The sequence below is a fragment of the Corallincola holothuriorum genome, from assembly GCF_003336225.1.
Lineage (GTDB): Bacteria > Pseudomonadota > Gammaproteobacteria > Enterobacterales > Neiellaceae > Corallincola > Corallincola holothuriorum.
Window position 1 is genome coordinate 72621 of record NZ_QPID01000010.1, and the last position, 17451, is coordinate 90071.

Annotated in this window: 15 protein-coding genes; 9 read left to right on the forward strand and 6 right to left on the reverse strand. The window is 50.0% G+C overall.

The features are described from left to right. Positions 1 to 201 precede the first annotated feature (201 nt). Positions 202 to 1287 (reverse strand): bifunctional transcriptional activator/DNA repair enzyme AdaA, encoded by a 1086-nt coding sequence (locus tag DU002_RS19590; protein ID WP_114339395.1) that lies wholly within the window; start codon positions 1285 to 1287, stop codon positions 202 to 204. A 137-nt stretch (positions 1288 to 1424) separates the two neighbouring features. On the opposite strand from DU002_RS19590, the gene DU002_RS15375 reads away from it, so the two are divergent. The 3 genes from DU002_RS15375 to DU002_RS15385 all read left to right on the forward strand — a co-directional run bounded on the left by DU002_RS15375 (position 1425) and on the right by DU002_RS15385 (position 3746). After that, positions 1425 to 2192: a PepSY domain-containing protein gene (locus DU002_RS15375; RefSeq protein WP_114339294.1), complete on the forward strand. Its 768-nt coding sequence runs from the start codon at positions 1425 to 1427 to the stop codon at positions 2190 to 2192. Positions 2193 to 2320: 128 nt separating this feature from the next. After that, positions 2321 to 3475, forward strand: coding sequence for a GGDEF domain-containing protein (locus DU002_RS15380; RefSeq protein ID WP_158538080.1), 1155 nt, complete (start codon positions 2321 to 2323; stop codon positions 3473 to 3475). Position 3476: 1 nt separating this feature from the next. Then, on the forward strand, positions 3477 to 3746 hold the full coding sequence (locus DU002_RS15385) for a YihD family protein (RefSeq protein ID WP_114339296.1): 270 nt from the start codon (positions 3477 to 3479) through the stop codon (positions 3744 to 3746). On the opposite strand, the gene DU002_RS15390 is transcribed toward DU002_RS15385, so the two are convergent. The 3 genes from DU002_RS15390 to ilvC all read right to left on the reverse strand — a co-directional run bounded on the left by DU002_RS15390 (position 3736) and on the right by ilvC (position 8378). Then, a complete protein-coding gene (locus DU002_RS15390; protein WP_114339297.1) occupies positions 3736 to 5745 on the reverse strand; it encodes a sensor domain-containing diguanylate cyclase in 2010 nt (669 codons plus the stop codon). The genes DU002_RS15385 and DU002_RS15390 overlap by 11 nt on opposite strands. Before the next feature lie 110 nt (positions 5746 to 5855). Then, positions 5856 to 6752, reverse strand: coding sequence for a LysR family transcriptional regulator (locus tag DU002_RS15395; protein ID WP_114339298.1), 897 nt, complete (start codon positions 6750 to 6752; stop codon positions 5856 to 5858). A gap of 135 nt (positions 6753 to 6887) precedes the next feature. After that, positions 6888 to 8378: a ketol-acid reductoisomerase gene (gene ilvC / locus DU002_RS15400; protein WP_114339299.1), complete on the reverse strand. Its 1491-nt coding sequence runs from the start codon at positions 8376 to 8378 to the stop codon at positions 6888 to 6890. 127 nt (positions 8379 to 8505) lie between these two features. Between ilvC and ilvY the strand changes: the two genes are divergently transcribed. The 5 genes from ilvY to DU002_RS15425 all read left to right on the forward strand — a co-directional run bounded on the left by ilvY (position 8506) and on the right by DU002_RS15425 (position 13668). Further along, positions 8506 to 9384, forward strand: a complete 879-nt coding sequence (gene ilvY / locus DU002_RS15405; RefSeq protein WP_114339300.1) for an HTH-type transcriptional activator IlvY — start codon at positions 8506 to 8508, stop codon at positions 9382 to 9384. A gap of 272 nt (positions 9385 to 9656) precedes the next feature. Continuing rightward, on the forward strand, positions 9657 to 10859 hold the full coding sequence (locus DU002_RS15410) for a porin family protein (RefSeq protein ID WP_114339301.1): 1203 nt from the start codon (positions 9657 to 9659) through the stop codon (positions 10857 to 10859). Positions 10860 to 10935: 76 nt separating this feature from the next. Continuing rightward, positions 10936 to 11502, forward strand: coding sequence for an FMN-binding protein (locus DU002_RS15415; protein ID WP_114339302.1), 567 nt, complete (start codon positions 10936 to 10938; stop codon positions 11500 to 11502). Next, positions 11495 to 12229 (forward strand): PepSY-associated TM helix domain-containing protein, encoded by a 735-nt coding sequence (locus DU002_RS15420; RefSeq protein WP_114339303.1) that lies wholly within the window; start codon positions 11495 to 11497, stop codon positions 12227 to 12229. Before DU002_RS15415 ends, DU002_RS15420 begins: the two co-directional genes overlap by 8 nt. Positions 12230 to 12390: 161 nt before the next feature. Beyond that, entirely contained in the window at positions 12391 to 13668 is a 1278-nt protein-coding gene (locus DU002_RS15425; RefSeq protein ID WP_147271879.1) for an NTP/NDP exchange transporter, read from the forward strand. Here DU002_RS15425 and DU002_RS15430 read toward each other — a convergent pair. Together DU002_RS15430 and DU002_RS15435 are read right to left on the reverse strand one after the other, a co-directional pair. Beyond that, entirely contained in the window at positions 13622 to 15472 is a 1851-nt protein-coding gene (locus DU002_RS15430; protein ID WP_114339305.1) for a metallophosphoesterase, read from the reverse strand. The genes DU002_RS15425 and DU002_RS15430 overlap by 47 nt on opposite strands. Positions 15473 to 15516: 44 nt before the next feature. Continuing rightward, a complete protein-coding gene (locus DU002_RS15435; RefSeq protein WP_114339306.1) occupies positions 15517 to 15867 on the reverse strand; it encodes a hypothetical protein in 351 nt (116 codons plus the stop codon). A 135-nt stretch (positions 15868 to 16002) separates the two neighbouring features. On the opposite strand from DU002_RS15435, the gene ccoG reads away from it, so the two are divergent. Further along, a complete protein-coding gene (ccoG, locus tag DU002_RS15440) occupies positions 16003 to 17424 on the forward strand; it encodes a cytochrome c oxidase accessory protein CcoG (protein ID WP_114339307.1) in 1422 nt (473 codons plus the stop codon). Positions 17425 to 17451: the final 27 nt, after the last annotated feature.

Consider the following 17451-nt stretch of genomic DNA (forward strand, 5'->3'; position numbering starts at 1 on the left):
TTAAATGCTAGCTGCATTGTGGCCGTTTGACAGTCCAAAACAGCGTCATAATGAATAAGTTCAGCGCACTTTTCCCTCTTGATTAAGAAAAAAGTGCTTTGTATTCGATTGAATCTCTGTGATCTGTTCGGCGCTATTTATATCTGCACGCTAAAATTTTCGCTGTGGTGCTTTTGTTGAGTAGCAGCGGGGGGCAATGGCTTAGGCCATTTCCGCCAGTAACACACCTTCTAAATTCAATAAAAAACGCTTGCGTGGTAATCCGCCTCCATACCCTGTTAGTGCGCCATTGGCACCGATCACTCGGTGACAAGGTACCAAAATAGCCAGCATGTTATCGCCGTTGGCCTTCGCTACTGCGCGGGTGGCTGTCGGTTGACCTATTGCCTGTGCCTGTTCGCTGTAGCTTCGTGTCGTACCACTGGGAATGGTCACCAATTGCTGCCACACGCGTTGTTGAAAAGGTGTCCCGTTCATCACCAATGGCAGATCAAACTGTTTGCGCTGGCCACTGAAATACTCATCCAGTTGCTGCTTTAACAGGCCAAATAGTGGGTGATCACCGGGGGCAAATACGCCGTTCATTCGTTTGGTTAAGCGTTTTAGTTGGGTGGCCAGCATCCAGCGGTCTACGAACTCCAACAGACAGATCCCCTGCTCTGTTGCGCCTGCCAGTAACGGCCCTATGACCGAAGGGATCCTAGTTAGCGTGATCAGGGTTTTGTCACCGGTTTTTGTCGGTGGTAGGTCAAACTGCTTTTTAAACGCCTGCTGAAATCCGCTGAGCGACTCATAACCCAAAGAGAATGCTGTATCGATTACTGATTGGGTAGCAGTGTTATCGTAGCTGAGTTGGCCCAAGGCTTGCCCCATTTTGGTGGCACGTTGGTAGGCCTGAAAGCTCATCTTGTGGTGTTTTTGAAACCAGCGCCGCACTCGCTCTGGCGATATCCCCATCTGCTTTAGATCGAAATCTTTGAAGCGGATATCGGGCTGTTGGTGAAGTCGTTCCAACAGTGGTTTTAACCATTCCGGTGGACTGTCTGCAGGGGCTAATGGTCGGCAAATTTTGCACGGGCGAAAACCACTGTTGGCAGCCAGAGCTGCATCGGCAAAGAAAGCGATATTCTCCCGCTTGGGTGTTTTGGCTCGACAACCAGGGCGACAAAATATCCCTGTGGTTTTAACACCAATAAGAAACTGACCCTCATAGCGTGTATCACGATCACAGATCGCCTGATACATCTCATCTTCAGACAGTGTGAGTTCATTTAACGGCTGGTTCATGGTGAGATGCTCGTTCGGGCTGCGGTTTGATACAGGCACTGTAGCCGATCCTATGTTTAGCCAACACCGAAAAATCGACAACTAATTTGGCACGCCACTTATCTGTAAAATAGGCTTGGATTTAGCGGCTGGTTGGGATGCGTATTCGATCGATGGTGATGCTAAAAACGGAGGCACATAAGGTGCGGGCGAAAACCAAATCTTTGATTCGGAAAATCCATAAATGGCTTGGTTTAGTATTGGGTTTGCAGTTATTGCTGTGGATTTTAGGTGGCTTGTATATGAGCGCCATGCCTATCGATACTGTGCGGGGACGAGATCTTGCCCGTTCATCGGCGGCAATCGCGGTGCCTGACACACTGTTCCATGTGGAACAATTACTAGAAAATCATTCACTTCTATTAGGTGATCTTAAATTTCTGCAACTGCGCCCCTGGCTTGACCGGTGGGTATATGAGTGGGCAGATCAGAACGGCGTTAAACTATTTGATGCATCTACTGGTGGGCTATTGTCGCCGCTTAGTGATGGGTTGGTTCGTGATGTCGCTAATCAAGACTATACGGGCGCAGGCCGGATTGTCAGCGCCAACCTTCTTACTGAACTGCCTTGGGAAGTGGCAAGCAGAGGTCAGCCGCTATGGCAGGTTAAGTTTGATGATAGTCGTGGGACGCACCTTTATATCGATCCGGATAGTGGTAAGGTGGTTGCCCGTCGTAATACCCAGTGGCGCATTTTTGATATTTTGTGGCGGGCACACATCATGGACTATACGGAGGGAGAAGATTTTAATAATCCGCTGCTCATCGTGTTTGCTGCTACGGCATTGATTTTTACCTGCTCGGGCCTTTGCCTACTGTGCCTCTCTATCAAGTGGCGCCGCCGTCGAATGCACTCCGCACTGTAATGCGAATTAATATCTAACTCGCTTCACGAATGTTCACCTAATAACAAAAACCCGTAGGGCGAACAGCTACACTATGTTGGATATGAACATTCTGACTAAGCGCTAAGCTTGTCTCCACGGAGTTGATGATGGCAGACAACCAGCAGCGTGTTGCACTTGAAAAAGTGCGTCAGCTGTATCTGTATTATCGCTATTCGATGCCTGTGAACGTGGCTATCGCCCTGACTTGGGGAGCGGTACTGTATGGCTACGTGCCGGATCAGCAACTACTGGCTTGGAACTCATTGGTTATAGGTGTGGTAGCCGCGCGTATGCTGCATAGTCGGCGCCGTACCTTACAGGGGTTCACCTTGCCTGCTCGCCGACTCGAATGGGAGTTTTCAATCGGCTCAGCTTTGATGGGTTCTCTTTGGGGGGCTGCATCGTGGCAGTTTCTACCTGCGTTACCCGGTTTTTACCAAGCCTTTTTAGTGATCACCGCTTATGGCTTGGTTAGTGGTGGCTTCGTTTCTATGATCACCTCGCGCCTCTCTTTCAACCTGTTTGCTTGGCCGACGATTCTGCCACCATTAGCTGTGCTGGCTGGTGGTAATTTGGAGATGCAACTGCCCGCCTTTGGATTGGTGCTGTTTGCGGGCTTCTTTATCTTTTCCACCTACCCGCGGATGGCGCGCCATGTTGAGATGGGCATTCGTAGCAATATCAAAAATGAATTGTTGGTGGAGGACCTCCGTTGTGCCAATGAGAAGATCACAGCGATGTCTTTACAGGATGCATTAACCGGCATCAGTAACCGCAGAGCCTTAGATCAGCATTTGGATGAGCACTGGCGTCTTGCGGCACGGCATAAAGATCATATTGGTTTGATCATGATAGATGTCGACAAATTCAAAGACTATAACGATGAATTAGGACATCTTGCCGGAGATGAATGTTTGCAAATAGTGGCGCAAGCCATTGCTAGCTTTAGTCGTCGTCCGGCTGATATGGCTGCACGTTATGGTGGCGAGGAGTTTGTTTTGCTACTGCCCGATACTGAGCAAAGTGGTGCTGAGTTGTTGGCTGAAGAGGTTCGCGCGCATATCGAACAACTTGCCTTGTCTCACCCCACGGTCGCTGGTGGCGTAGTGACGGTCAGCTGTGGTGTTGCCGTGACCGAGGTGTCATCAGATATTTCTTACGATGTTTTAATTAAAGCCGCTGATAATGCACTGTACAGCGCAAAGAATAAGGGCCGAAATAGGGTAGAATTAGCACCAGAATTGATAAAATCTGGAGAGTGAGATGAACGATCACCGCATTTCTGAGCTGCTAGAGTTGCTAGAACCTTATTGGAAAAAACAGGGGCAACTGAATCTGACCGAACTATTGGCGCAGATTGCCGCTGCCGCCGGGCACACCTCGGGTCTGGAAACCCTGACTGATGACGTTGTCTTTTATCATCTGAAGATGGCTCTGTCAGATAAAGACGCGATGATCCCTGGGATTGCCAAGGATTGTGAAGATGACTTTAAAACCGCCATCCTCAAAGCCCGTGGTGTGATTAAAGAGTGACAGTAGCAGCCCCACTAATGAGGTTGAGGTTAGTCGTATTATCAACCCGCTGACTGTCATCAGACATCACCCTGTTTCGACCTAGTGCTTTAGCCTGATACAGGGCGATATCTGCCCGTCGATAAAGCTCTGTCTCTGGCATGTTGGCTTGATAAGCCACAACGCCGATACTCATGGTCACTTTCGGGACTATGTTGGTGTGCTCAATCTCGTTGCGTAACCGCTCGGCGACAGAAATTGCCGCCGAGATCTCGGTGTGTGGCATCAGCACGGCAAACTCCTCACCCCCCAAGCGGGCAAAGAAATCTGTTTCACGTAGCAATGGATGGATATGGGAAACAACCGTCTTGAGTACTTCATCGCCCACATCATGGCCATGGGTATCATTAACGGCTTTGAAATGGTCGAGATCGAGGATGGCCAAGCAAAACTGATTGTTGGCGTAGCGATCCGCTATTCGGCTTAATCGGTTTAACTCTTCATCAAATCGGCGACGGTTATAAGCACCTGTTAACGCATCGGTGTTAGATAGTTTAACCAGTTGGCTTTCTAATCTTTTTTGTTTGGTGATGTCGATAAAATTAGCCACATAGTAGTCGACGTTTTGTTGACCCTTTCCGCTATGGATCGCGCTGGCTTCAAGCCAGATATTCAGTGTTCTGCCATCTGCGCAGATACAACGCATCTCCCCTTGCCAGCGCCCATGGTTGGCAATAATGCTCTTTACGGACCCTTGGAATTCTTCAAATGATTGGTTTATAGCTTCAAACATCTCCGGCACTTTCTTAACGATGTCACCGCTTTGATAGCCGGTGAGTTGTTCAAATGCTCGGTTAACGCCTACCAAACGGTTATTCTGATCGGTGATGATGACGGAAGACATGCTACTGATGGCCGATAACATCAGCTTTTGGGTTTTGAATCGGGTCAGCCAGCGCTGTAACCACAGTGAAGCCACAATACTGATGGACAAGATCAGCGCGAGGCGAAGTAGCCATGAGCTATTGGCTGTGCTGATTGCTTCATGGGTAGCCAATTGAATGTCGTTGTCTCGGATATGCGTCAGAATAAGCAGGCGTTGGGTGGAGTGAGGCATTAAGCGTTGGCGCAAGTTGAAGTTCACCCAGCGATAGGTCAGGTAACCCTTGTCTAGGCGAAGCACACCTTCACTATCTGCTTGCATCTTCTGCCATGTGTTGTTGTCGCTCAGCGCTAAGCTAAATTTTTGTCGTGAAGGGAGGACGTGACCGTAAGCATGTGCCGGATCTTCACTGCGGATATAGTGGCCATCATTGGTCATCACTTCGATGGATAACTGATTAACCCTCTCCTGTTCATCAATTAAACTCATTACCTCTGACATATCCAGATTGAACAGCACATAGCCTAAACGTTGACCATCAATGGTTAATGGGGTAATCACCCTACCCGCCTGTTTCAGGGGACGTACAATCTGACCAAATTCTGATTCTACATCGAAGGCGATCACCGCCACTTCACTAGGTTTGAGGTTTTTTGCTTCCAGCATATAGGGACGGTTGCCTTTATATTGAAGCTTGTTGGCAACGGCGGCCTCGCCAGATTCTGCGTTGTAGTTGATCCGGATCTTTTCCATTCCTTGGGGGTCGATGAAACGTATCTGTGTATACAGGCCAGAGTTTTGTGACAACAAAATCCATTGTTGCTCTACGATTTGGCGCATCTCCGCTGAGTGAGTTTGGGCATAGTGCTTTAGTGGTGAGTTCTCAGCGAGTAAGCGGATGCTGTCTTCAATATGTTGGAACTTCTGCTGCAGGATCTTTTCCAGCAACAATTGTCCCTTGAGCGCTGCTTGTTTGGCGACGGTTGTGCGTTCAGATATCAAGCTCTGTTTATGCCAATGGTAGTTATAGTAAGACGCCACCGACAGAATGATTAAAAAGCCCAGCAGCAGAGGCCAAAGATAGGGCGTGAGCTTTTTACACTGTGTGGTCAACAGCAGGTCGTGGTTATTTTTCATGGTAGCTCAAGTGCTTTATTGGCTTAGCAAGGAGCGGCGATTTTACGCGCAGCGAGTTGCTTGAAAAATAGCCGTTTAGGTATACTGCTATTCAGTAATTGAATACCTTGCTATCGGTATGAAGAAAAGAAGCTCATCAGAGCATCAATAAACACCCGCTCTTTTGGTGGTTGATACTGCCTGCCACGATAGATGACATAAATGGTTTGCACGGTGCTGAAGTCGTGCTGGAATACTTTCACCAATTTGCCCGAAGTGACTTCGGCTTTGACTTGGGGCTCAGCTAACCAAATCACACCACGGCCATTGAGCGCAGCAAGTACGGCCAGGTTGCCTGTATCAACGGTAATGGCGCCTGTGACGTCTAGTGGGAAGCTCTTATCATCTTCGATGTAAAACCATGACTCGGGCTTACCGGGGGCAAATAGAATGCGTATACAAGGGACACCAATAAGTTCTCTTGGATGGTTAAACGGCCCATATTTCTCGATAAACGCGGGTGTCGCATAATAGTCTCTGGCAACGTTACAAAACGGGCGCGCCACCAGTTGTTCGTCTTTGGGAAGTGAGAGATGTAATCGCAGGTCCACGTTAAGGGGGGCATCCCCCTCTCTTAGCGTAATGGTGTTTATACCCAATGATATGTCTGGATAGTCAGCGGCGAACTGATGCTCAAACTCGCCCAAAAACATCATTGCTATACCAGGGAGTGTTTCTATCTCAAGGTGACCACTGGGGCGGCTGCGGCTGCCTTCTGCAAACTGTGCGGCATCTTTGTGTGCGGATTGGATCCGTTTTGCATGATCGAGAAAAGCGCGGCCAAACTCGGTGAGCTGAATATGACGCGCCTTACGGTCGAACAAACGTAGTCCTAACTCATCCTCTAGTTGCTTTATTTGCCGACTGACGGTGGGCTGTGGCACATGATGTTTATCTGATACAGCTGTGAAGCTGCCAAGTTCGGCAACGGCGAGAAAAAACTCTATTTGCTCAATTCTAAATGACATGACTAAGGGGGCAACGGGTTGTTATCCACAGCTTAGTCTAGGGGACATGATTATTCACTAATTGAATTTTAGATAAAAGAAAGCTCGGGGATCACCCGAGCTTTTAAAAAGGCTTTTGGCCCATCTCCAGGGTGGTTACTTAGATGAAGCATCCACAATTTGTTGCATGTCGGTCATATAACCGCGTAGCTCCTGACCGATCCACTCCACTGGGTGGTTTTGGATTGCGTCATTCACTTCATTTAAGCGAACGTTATCAACGCTGGTGGAGGTCAGAGAAAGTCCTTTACCGATCACGTCAGTACCGATGTTAGGCATGAACTTCTCGCGCAGCAGTGGTACCGCCACATGAGAGAACAGGTAACAACCGTATTCAGCCGTGTCTGAGATCACTACATTCATTTCGTAAAGACGCTTACGAGCAATGGTATTAGCGATCAGTGGTGTTTCGTGCAGTGACTCGTAGTAAGCCGACTCTTCGATGATGCCAGCAGCGGTCATTGCTTCAAAGGCCAGTTCAACACCGGCTTTCACCATGGCAACTAACATGATGCCGTGGTCGAAGTATTCTTGTTCGTCGATAGCTACATCGCTAACCGGTGCATTTTCAAAACCAGTTTCACCGGTTTCTGCACGCCATTTCAGCAAGTTGGCATCGTCGTTGGCCCAATCTTCCATCATGGTGCGAGAGAATTCGCCAGTGATGATGTCATCCATATGCTTTTCAAACAGTGGGCGCATCAACTCTTTCAACTCTTCAGCCATGTCGAAAGCTTTCAGTTTGGCTGGGTTGCTCAGGCGATCCATCATCAGGGTGATGCCACCGATCTTCAGTGCTTCAGTCACGGTTTCCCAACCGTACTGGATCAACTTGGCGGCGTAGCCAGCGTCGATACCGTCAGCCAGCATTTTCTCGTAACCGAGGATGGCACCGGTTTGCAGCATGCCGCAAAGAATGGTCTGTTCACCCATCAGGTCAGATTTAACTTCAGCGACGAAAGAAGACTCAAGTACACCTGCGCGGTCACCGCCAGTCGCTGATGCCCATGCCTTGGCAATGGCTTCGCCTTCACCGTTAGGGTCATTCTCTGGGTGAACGGCCATCAGGGTTGGTACACCGAAGCCACGCTTATACTCTTCACGTACTTCTGAACCCGGGCACTTAGGTGCAACCATCACAACGGTGAGGTCTTTACGTACTTCCATACCCTCTTCAACGATGTTGAAGCCGTGGCTGTAACCCAGTGTGGCACCCGCTTTCATCAACGGCATTACAGTATTAACAACGTTGCTGTGCTGCTTGTCAGGAGTCAGGTTACATACCAGATCCGCTGTTGGGATAAGCTCTTCGTAGGTACCGACGGTGAAACCATTTTCTGACGCGTTTTTCCATGATTGACGTTTTTCTGCAATCGCAGCGCCACGCAGTGCGTAGCTAACGTCCAAACCGGAATCGCGCATGTTCAAACCCTGGTTTAGGCCCTGTGCACCACAGCCGACGATGACGATTTTTTTGCCTTTCAGGTATTCGCAACCATCGGCGAATTCTGAGCGGTCCATAAAGCGACATTTGCCCAATTGAGCAAGCTGCTGACGCAGGTTAAGGGTATTGAAGTAGTTAGCCATTGCTTGGATCCTGTTCTTTCTTTGGGTCACGGATACGTGACCAATTTTGACGCAGTCATAGTAGGCCAAGCTTTCTATTTCTTAAACTGATATATTTGCAATAGTGTATTTCACAAAATGAAACGTTATGGATATTCGCTCGCTGCGCCTGTTTAGCCATTTGGCGCGGTCACTGCATTTTGGCCGCACCAGTGAAAGTTTGCATGTCAGTGCCCCTACCCTAAGCCGCGTCATACAAAGGTTGGAAGAGGAGGTGGGTGAGCCACTGTTGATGCGAGATAACCGCACAGTGGCGCTGACACCGGCCGGAGAAAGTTACCTGCGTTTTGCTGAACGCGTGTTGGATGATTGGCAGCAGTTGTCACAAGAGTTGAGTGTCGATAGCTCCGCGTTGACCGGACGTATCAGTTTGTATTGTACCGTCACGGCGGCATACAGCTATCTGCGGCAGTTATTGGTGCCGTTTCGTCAGCGTTATCCGCAGATTGATATCGATCTGCAGACGGGGGATGCTGCCTTCGCGGTGGAAAAGGTGCGCGAGGGGGAAGCGGATCTGGCGATCACCGGTATTCCCGATAAACTGCCCACCCACGTGATTGTGCATATGCTGGCCGATGCGCCACTGGTACTGATAGCGCCCACCCTGAGTTGTCCGGTGCGTACCGCCGTTCTGCAGGATCCAATTGACTGGGCGCAGTTGCCAATTATTTTGGCTGAGCGCGGCTTAAGCCGAGAGCGGCTATTAGGCTGGCTGAAGCGCAAACAGGTAAAACCCAATATTCATTCAGAAGTGTCTGGCCATGAAGCGATTGTGTCTATGGTGGCGCTGGGCTTTGGCGTGGGTGTGGTGCCAGCCCCTGTGTTAGCCCATAGCCCGCTGCGGGAAGAGGTGGTGGAGTTGCCTGTTACCCCAACTTTTGAACCATTCCGGGTCGGCCTTTGTGCTGATGACCGACGCCTGAAAGATCCTCGTTTAGCTGCTTTCTGGCGGCTAGCGGTGGGATAACAGTGTCATGTAGAAGCTCTCTGCATGGCTCTGTTATATGACGCATACCCTTTAAAGTACTTTTTCAGTACGTTGCCTAATCAGCGAAACCTCTTTCATCTACCTGAATAAAAGCCACTTTTTTAACCCGTTTGCTGTCGCTATAACTCAAGTTGTTTTTGTAGATCTTGATCTGAATCATATTGCGAGTGATAACAATTCCTATTTACATTTGTTTCTGAATAGCGATAATACCCCTATAAATATTGCAAATTTGTTATAGGGATCTTGTTATGAAGTTACGCGCACTCTCTTTAGCTGTCGCGCTGGCGGCTTCTGGCCAGACGTTTGCTACTGAAACAGACACCAAAGCGCAGTTAGATGCGCTTAGCAAACAGCTGGAAGCACTGCAGGCTAAAATTAAGCAGCTGGAAACTGCCAACGAAGAGCAGGAAGAAGCGATTGAGGCGACTGCCGAAGCGGTTGAAAAGACCAGCGGCCTGGCTGAGATTGTGAATAAGGTTCATATCGGCGGCTATGGTGAGCTGCACTATAACAACCTGGACGGGAGTGGCGGCGCATCAGACAAAGATGAAATTGATTTTCACCGCTTTGTACTGATGTTTGGTTATGACTTTACTGACAACATCCGTTTCTTCTCTGAATTGGAGCTGGAACACGCGCTGTCTGGTGACGACAAGCCTGGGGAAGTGGAGCTGGAGCAGGCCTACATTGATTTTGATATCAACGACTCCGTAACCGCCCGTGGTGGTTTGTTCCTGCTGCCTATCGGTATTCTCAATGAAACTCACGAGCCAGCGACTTTCTATGGGGTTGAGCGTAACCCGGTAGAGAAAAACATTATTCCTACCACGTGGTGGGAATCAGGCGGTGGTATCTATGGTGAAGTCGCTGAGGGTGTTCGCTATGATCTGTATATGCACTCGGGTCTGAAAACATCTGCGGATAAGAGCTACAACATCCGGAGCGGCCGCCAAAAAAGCGCCAATGCAGATGCCGATGATTTCGCGTATACCGCAGCGATACGTTACACCGCTATTCCTGGTCTGGAGTTAGGTGGATCATTCCAGTATCAGGGCGATATGACCCAGAGTGAAGACCCTGAAGCAGGCAGTGCCTTTATGTTAGAAGGCCATGCGGCTTATCAGAAAGGTCAATTTGGCTTGCGTGCATTAGCTGCTTATTGGGATTTGGATGGTGATGGCCCGGCAGATATGGGTGCTGATGAGCAGTTTGGTTTCTTTGTTGAGCCAAGCTGGCGTTTCAACGAAGAGTTCGGAATCTTCGCTCGCTACAACTTCTGGGACAACCAGGCTGGTGAGAGCAGCATTGAAAGTGAGAAGAAGCAGTACGATCTGGGTGTGAACTACTGGCCTCACGCACAAGTAGTGCTGAAAGCCGACTACCAGATCCAAGACAATGAAAATGGTAAAGAACAGGATGGTTTCAACCTGGGTATTGGCTACCATTTCTAATTTAACGCGATAAGCGTTTATAGTTAGGCGACCCGTTCATTGAACGTGTCGCCTTTTGTCGTTTTATCAGGTGGTTATGAGAAGACTTAAATTACTTATCATTGGTCTGTTTTTTTCGGCGATCGCCCTTCCTGCTCAGGCAAAGGAGGAGATCTATAAAACGGCAGATCAGTTTCTGGCGGAAGCCTTTGATGGTGATGTACCCAAGACTAAAGTACTTTGGTTAAAGCGCGATGTTAAAGCGCTAAGTAAAGAGATATTGGACCATGCCTATCCTGCTTTGAGGGTCCGCTACTGGATGCGTGATGACCAGTCAGTATGGATATTGGAAGAGATAGGCAAAGAACGCCCTATCACTATGGGGATGGTGGTGAAAGGCGATGAGATCAGATACAGCGAAATTCTGGCTTATCGAGAAAGCCGAGGTTGGGAAGTTCGTTACCCGCAGTTTATGGCGCAATACGCTGGGGCGACGTTAACTGAAGAGAAAAAGCTCGACCGTCACATTGATGGCATTACCGGAGCGACACTCTCGGTCCAAGCGGTTACTCGTATTGCTCGGTTGGCCTTAGTTTTCCACCGTCACGTTATGCCGAATACAACATTAGCTGAATCCAAAGTCAGCGGGGATAGTAATGGCTAGGGTGTTAAGGGCGCTGCACTGGTGGCACCGCAAGCTTGGGTTGGCTGCGGCATTGTTTATCTTTTTGCTTAGCTTGACCGGTATCGCACTGAATCATACTGATGGCCTTAAACTGAGTCAGCATAACTTGGATTGGCCATGGCTACTGCGCTGGTATGGTATTGAATCGCCGCAGCCGCAAGCTTATCCCGTGGCGGGCGACTGGCTTATTGTCCAAGGGCAGCAACTTTACCTTAATGAACAACCATTGATCGCCGTGGATGGTGACGTGGTTGGTGCGCTTGTCTGGCAGACGATGCTGCTGGTAGCTACCGACAAGCAGTTGTTGCTGCTTACCGAAGAGGGCGAGTTGGCGGAAAAGGTTAGCGCCGAGTTAGGTTGGCCTCAAGGTGTGACGGCAATGGGGCTGGATGAACAGCTGGTGCCGACTATTCGAATAGAGCAGCAGCTTGCGCAAGCGGATGAAGATTTGCTTGCGTGGCATCCGGTGACGCAGGCAGAGGTGAACTGGAGCTCGCCTGCAGCGATCCCCGAGGATTTAGCGCAGGCGTTACCCGCGCACGGGGCCGTTGATTTAGAGCGTGTATTGCTAGATCTGCACAGCGGACGCATCGTCGGCGTCTCAGGTCCTTGGTTGATGGATATGGCTGCGGTAGCGATGATGTTGTTAGCTGCATCAGGTATATGGATGTGGGCAATGCGCAGGCGGGGTAATCGGCGGCGCTGAGTCGTTGCGATGCTGACGGCAAATAGAAGATATTGCTTAGCTTGATTATTTGCCGGTCTGTTTAATTACGCTTTGCTTAGTTAAAAGCGGACTACACTTGCTGATAGTACCTCGCCAATCGACTTAATCTATTGATGTTTAAAGCGACTTTAGCAATTTGGTTGAGCCGTAGCGTTAATCTGATCACCCAGGTTGCTCCAGGTGAGTTGCGTCCAGCCCTGTGGTTGACACTGAAAGCCTTCCTTCTGCTGTTTGCTTACTATCAATTAAAACCGCTGCGCGAGGCGTTGATCCTGAGTGAGCATGACGCCACCATCCGTAGTTACGCGACGGCGATCCAAGCGTTAGTGCTGTTTCTATTGATGCCGCTTTATGCCTATCTGGTGCGTCACTTGGGGACCCAGCGAATGTTCTCCGGTGTGCTAGTTGTCGCGGTGATCTCTCTTGCTCTGTTTTGGCTAGGTCATGGACTGCAATTGCCTGTAGCAGCACCTTTCTATATCTGGTTGGGGATATTTAATGTATTCATCATTGCCCAATTCTGGGCTGAATGTGCGGCCTATTACCAACCAGAGGCAGGTAAACGGCTGTTTCCGCTGATTGCAGCGGGTGCCACTGTGGGGGGACTGCTTGGTGCTGTCTCTGCCCACTGGGTGTTTATTGTTAGTGGTGTTGGCGGCGCGTTTGCTGTTGCCATTTCGGGGTATGTTGCCGTTTGGCAAACGCCGCGCCCCATCTCTTGCAAAGTGGCGCAAGCAAGCGCTGACAGATCTGTTGATGCTAAACAGCATTGGTTTCGAGGCTTAAATCACCTGCTGCTAAATCCCTATCTCATGCTGATCGCGCTGTTTGTGTTGCTGCTAAATACCGGCAATAGCTTGGGTGAATATATTTTGGCGCGTTGGGTTGAGCTGCAGTATAGCGGTGCGGATCAGATAGGCGCTTTTTATGGCGGGTTCTACAGTTGGGTGAATTTCGCCACCGTGCTCTGCCAGCTGTTTTTGGTGTCGAGAATGATTCGTTGGTTGGGCGTTTCTTCCGCACTCTTGCTGGTGCCTTGCTTGATGCTTGGCGGCTATTTAACACTATTTTTCTTGCCGCTATTCTGGCTTACTTATCTCTATAAAGTGGCTGAAAACAGCCTGGATTACTCGTTGCAAAATACCCTACGTCACACGCTTTTTCTGCCTCTTTCAGGGGTGCAGCTGTATGAGGGCAAGGCGGTGATAGATACGATTTTTTGGCGTTTGGGGGATCTCATCCAGTTGGTCATCGTGTTGCTCGGTAGCCACTGGCTGCTGTTGGATCTATCAGGTTACCTGCTGATCAATGTTGGCCTGGCGTTAGTTTGGATCTGGATCTGTCTGCGGTTGCAGCGGCATATCGCTCTGCTTAGCGCTGATCTTTCCAGGCGCGGAGCAGCAGATCCCGGCGCTTAGTGATGGCTCTTAGCTGATCACTGTCCAACCACCGGCCTAACACTTGTTGTAGTTTTTTTCGTGACAACAGCTGCAGTTGCTGCCTAACCAGTGGCGAATAGATCAACTTAGCCTGCGCAAGATATTCTGGTGCGCGAGGTAACGTCCTGAATGCCCGCGAATGGTCTATCCACCAGAGCTTCCAGTTGGATCTTTGATACAGCATGTTGGCACGGGTACGGTCATCATTGTGGATTAGTATATCGAATAGGTTCATCAAGCTGTGTTGATAACTCAGAACGCAACTTTCCGCAGGATAAAGGCCCTCTTTTAGCCGTTTGCTCTCATTAAATGTGTTATTGACCCAAAGCTGCAGTGCGCCACTTTTACCCTTAATTGTGCGCTCCACCGTGGGAGGGATCTCGGTCAGTGCCATTGCGCGGGCAAGCTGATAGGCGGCGATATCAAAACGGAAGCTGTCACTGAGTTGATGATGTTGGTTGCGCCGCCGTGGCCGCACATCTTCGGTTTTGAAAATGGCGTGAAAGGTTTCACCGTTGGCGCTCAGCGTCACTTTTTGTGGTTGGGTGACGCCTTCGCCAACGGCTTCCATCTCAGTGATCTCTGCGCTCGTCAGTAGCTGCTCCCAATCTTCATAACGGCGGCCTTTGTATCCGTCAGGGGCGCTCTCCGCTCGCCATGATTGCCATCTGCCATCAGTGAATACCTGCATCTGTGCGTCATCAGTGATTTTTAGCAGCGCTGGTTTGCCACGGTAGTAAGCGGTGTTCATGCCGGTATCGACATCGATCACTAAGCCGCCTAAATACGCGGTGATCTCCCGGCTGGGGGTCGGGGTATGTCCGACAATCAGTTGCTCAATATTCAGGTTGGCCAAGCGTTCTTTAAGCATAGGTTGCTCAAACAGCGGGTGGCATATCACATTGCCTCGATACCAGAGCGGGCCTTCGTTATTGAGCAGGGGGTTGTTGCCAGCCTTGTATACCAGCTGGGCTTGTTTTTGGATCTGCGCATCGCTGCTTTCGGTGGCTAGTAATTTGGCCTGCTCCAGCCGTTCAAACCAACTATAGCCGGTCAGGTCGTGCCCCTGCTCGAGTAGGTTCTGTTGAGCGGTGACAAATTGGCGAATGTTTGTCTGGGTCATTTCGTTTATGGCGCCGCTGGAGAGCCCTGCGATGACACTGGATAATCCACCGTGAACAAAACCTAAGCGACCAATGACCAACAGCGTGGGGCGTCTGATCAACCATTTGCCGTAGTCGCCATCCAGTGCCATGGCTGCACGGTGCCCCAAGTAGCCAGGTTGATAGTGTTGTTCAAATTTTTCCATCAAGGTGGCGGTAGATTCGATGTCCGGATGCAGTTGCGTGAACTGTTCGAATCGTTGGTTACGCAACTGACTGGTTTCCAGCTCGATATAGCTGGCAAATTCTCCTGGCGTGACATAGTTGAGTTCACCCATCAGGTTCATCTGCTCATGGTTGCCCATCAACACATAGACGCGGCCGCCAGCATCGCGGGCTTCCTTCTCTAGCCGTCGCAGCAGATCCATTACCCAGCGGGAATCGTCACCGCGATCAAGCAGATCGCCAACACTGACCAGATAGCTGGTACCACCGATCCAACGTTCATCTTCATCAATGAGTTTGGCGCCCTGGAGCAAGGTGGAGAGCTCTTGGTAGGCGCCATGGACATCACCCAGCACGTAAAGCGTGCCGGGCATGGGGTAACGGTGTTTTTCGCTAAAAGCCCCCTGCGAAAAAAGCAGTAGGGCTAAGCAGAATAGGTGTTGCCAGCGTTGCATAGGCGGTCATTTTTGTCGGCTATTACAACTCATTGTAGTCAAAACTAATTTATACCAAGTTTGTCGCGCGCGTAGTCACACATTTTTGCTTGGCGCTCCTCATCCAACTTGGGATGAGCTTGTGGATTTTCGGGGTTACAGAACTGGTAGAGGTACTCCTCTTTGGCTTTGACTGAGGCGTCTAATTTGCGACGGAAGTTCGCCAACGTGGTATCCACTTTCATCCCATCCGCCATCTGCTGTTTTAGTTTGTCGGGGTGGTAGTCGCCAAGCAGCTCGTTGAGTTTTTCCAGCAGCGGTTGTGGTCCTTCGGTGATCGCTTCTCTGACATACTCTGAACGCGAGGCAACCATGGCGATCACCACCAGTAACATGGTCAGTAAAATTTTTTTCACGGTTTATCAGCTCCTTGTGATGCTGCTTCTGTTAGCTAACTGTTTCGGGTTGTAAACTGTTTACTGCTACAATGCAACGCCGCCTAATCAACGACGGCTGTCGAGAGCGCCTTTTGTAAAGCAGTGAGGACAGTGATGAGCGATAAAATCGAGGTGCGTGAAATCAAGCCTTCCCGGCCCCGCCCTGCCGCTAAAACCAAGATGGGTGACCAACCCGTTCATCCTAACAACACCATTTACGTACGGGCGATGAAAGGCGTTTTTCAACGCTTGCGTCGCTACGGTGGCTGGTTCTTGATGGCGCTGTTTATGCTCACCCCCTGGATCCCTTACCAAGGGCGTCAGGCGATCTTGCTCGATATCGAAGCGCAGCAGTTCAATTTCTTCTCGGTCACTCTGTTTCCACAGGACCTCATTCTATTGGCGTTCGTGTTTATGATCGCCGCTTTTGCCCTGTTCTTCTTTACCACTTTCTTAGGTCGTGTTTGGTGCGGCTATACCTGCCCACAAACGGTCTGGACCTTTATATACATTTGGTTCGAAGAAAAAATTGAAGGCGCCCGCAATAAACGGGTAAAACTTGACCGAACAGCTTGGAACTTTGAAAAACTCTGGCGTAAAACCTTCAAGCATTTCTGTTGGTTAGCCGTGGCCTTGGTGACCGGTATCACCATGGTGGCTTATTTTGTGCCAGCCCCCGATGTGGTGTTTGGTTTGGTTACCGGTGAGTTGAGCTTTGCCGCCACTTTCTCAGTGATCTTCTTTATGTTGGCCACCTATGCCAACGCCGGCTGGATGCGTACTATTGTTTGTACCCACATGTGCCCCTATGCCCGCTTTCAGTCCGCCATGTTTGATAAAGATACCTTTATCGTTGGTTATGACGTCGATCGTGGTGAAGCCCGCGGCCCCCGTAAACGTAAAGAAGATTACAAAGCGGTTGGGCTGGGCGATTGTGTTGATTGTAACCTCTGTGTCGAGGTCTGCCCCTCCGGCATCGATATCCGGAATGGCCTGCAGTATGAGTGCATCAACTGTGGTGCTTGTATCGATGCTTGCGACCAGACCATGGACAAAATGGGTTATGAAAAAGGCCTGATCAGCTACACCACCGAGCATCGTTTAGCTGGAGGCACCACAGAGTTAGTGCGGCCCAAGCTGATTGGTTACGGTTTAGCGTTGGTGGTGATGATGATTGCGTTTGTCGTGACCGCCAATCTGCGGGTTAATTTCGAAGTGGATGTGTTGCGCGATCGCAACCAGATGTTCCGCGAAACCAACGAGGGCTGGATCGAAAACACCTATACCCTGGTACTGGTGAACAAAACTCAGCAAGCCACGCAGTTCCACCTGAGTGTTGAAGGGCTGCCGCCCCATGAGTGGAGCGGCCCACAGCAGATAGAGGTGGCCGCTGGCGATGTCGCCGATGTGCCGATCAGCCTGGCGGTTGACCCCTATGAATTAACGAGCCCCATGACGCGGATAGAGTTTGTTGTGACTACCGATAGCAGTGATGATGCCCGGCGCGTCGACAGCCGCTTCTTTAGCCGACGATAGTCATGGCGATACCCCTTTAAATAAGGA

Coding starts and splice junctions, on each gene's coding strand:
- DU002_RS19590 (WP_114339395.1), bottom strand. CDS start 1,287: ATGAACCAGCCGTTAAATGAACTCACACTGTCTGAAGATGAGATGTAT.
- DU002_RS15375 (WP_114339294.1), top strand. CDS start 1,425: ATGCGTATTCGATCGATGGTGATGCTAAAAACGGAGGCACATAAGGTG.
- DU002_RS15380 (WP_158538080.1), top strand. CDS start 2,321: ATGGCAGACAACCAGCAGCGTGTTGCACTTGAAAAAGTGCGTCAGCTG.
- DU002_RS15385 (WP_114339296.1), top strand. CDS start 3,477: ATGAACGATCACCGCATTTCTGAGCTGCTAGAGTTGCTAGAACCTTAT.
- DU002_RS15390 (WP_114339297.1), bottom strand. CDS start 5,745: ATGAAAAATAACCACGACCTGCTGTTGACCACACAGTGTAAAAAGCTC.
- DU002_RS15395 (WP_114339298.1), bottom strand. CDS start 6,752: ATGTCATTTAGAATTGAGCAAATAGAGTTTTTTCTCGCCGTTGCCGAA.
- ilvC (WP_114339299.1), bottom strand. CDS start 8,378: ATGGCTAACTACTTCAATACCCTTAACCTGCGTCAGCAGCTTGCTCAA.
- ilvY (WP_114339300.1), top strand. CDS start 8,506: ATGGATATTCGCTCGCTGCGCCTGTTTAGCCATTTGGCGCGGTCACTG.
- DU002_RS15410 (WP_114339301.1), top strand. CDS start 9,657: ATGAAGTTACGCGCACTCTCTTTAGCTGTCGCGCTGGCGGCTTCTGGC.
- DU002_RS15415 (WP_114339302.1), top strand. CDS start 10,936: ATGAGAAGACTTAAATTACTTATCATTGGTCTGTTTTTTTCGGCGATC.
- DU002_RS15420 (WP_114339303.1), top strand. CDS start 11,495: ATGGCTAGGGTGTTAAGGGCGCTGCACTGGTGGCACCGCAAGCTTGGG.
- DU002_RS15430 (WP_114339305.1), bottom strand. CDS start 15,472: ATGCAACGCTGGCAACACCTATTCTGCTTAGCCCTACTGCTTTTTTCG.
- ccoG (WP_114339307.1), top strand. CDS start 16,003: ATGAGCGATAAAATCGAGGTGCGTGAAATCAAGCCTTCCCGGCCCCGC.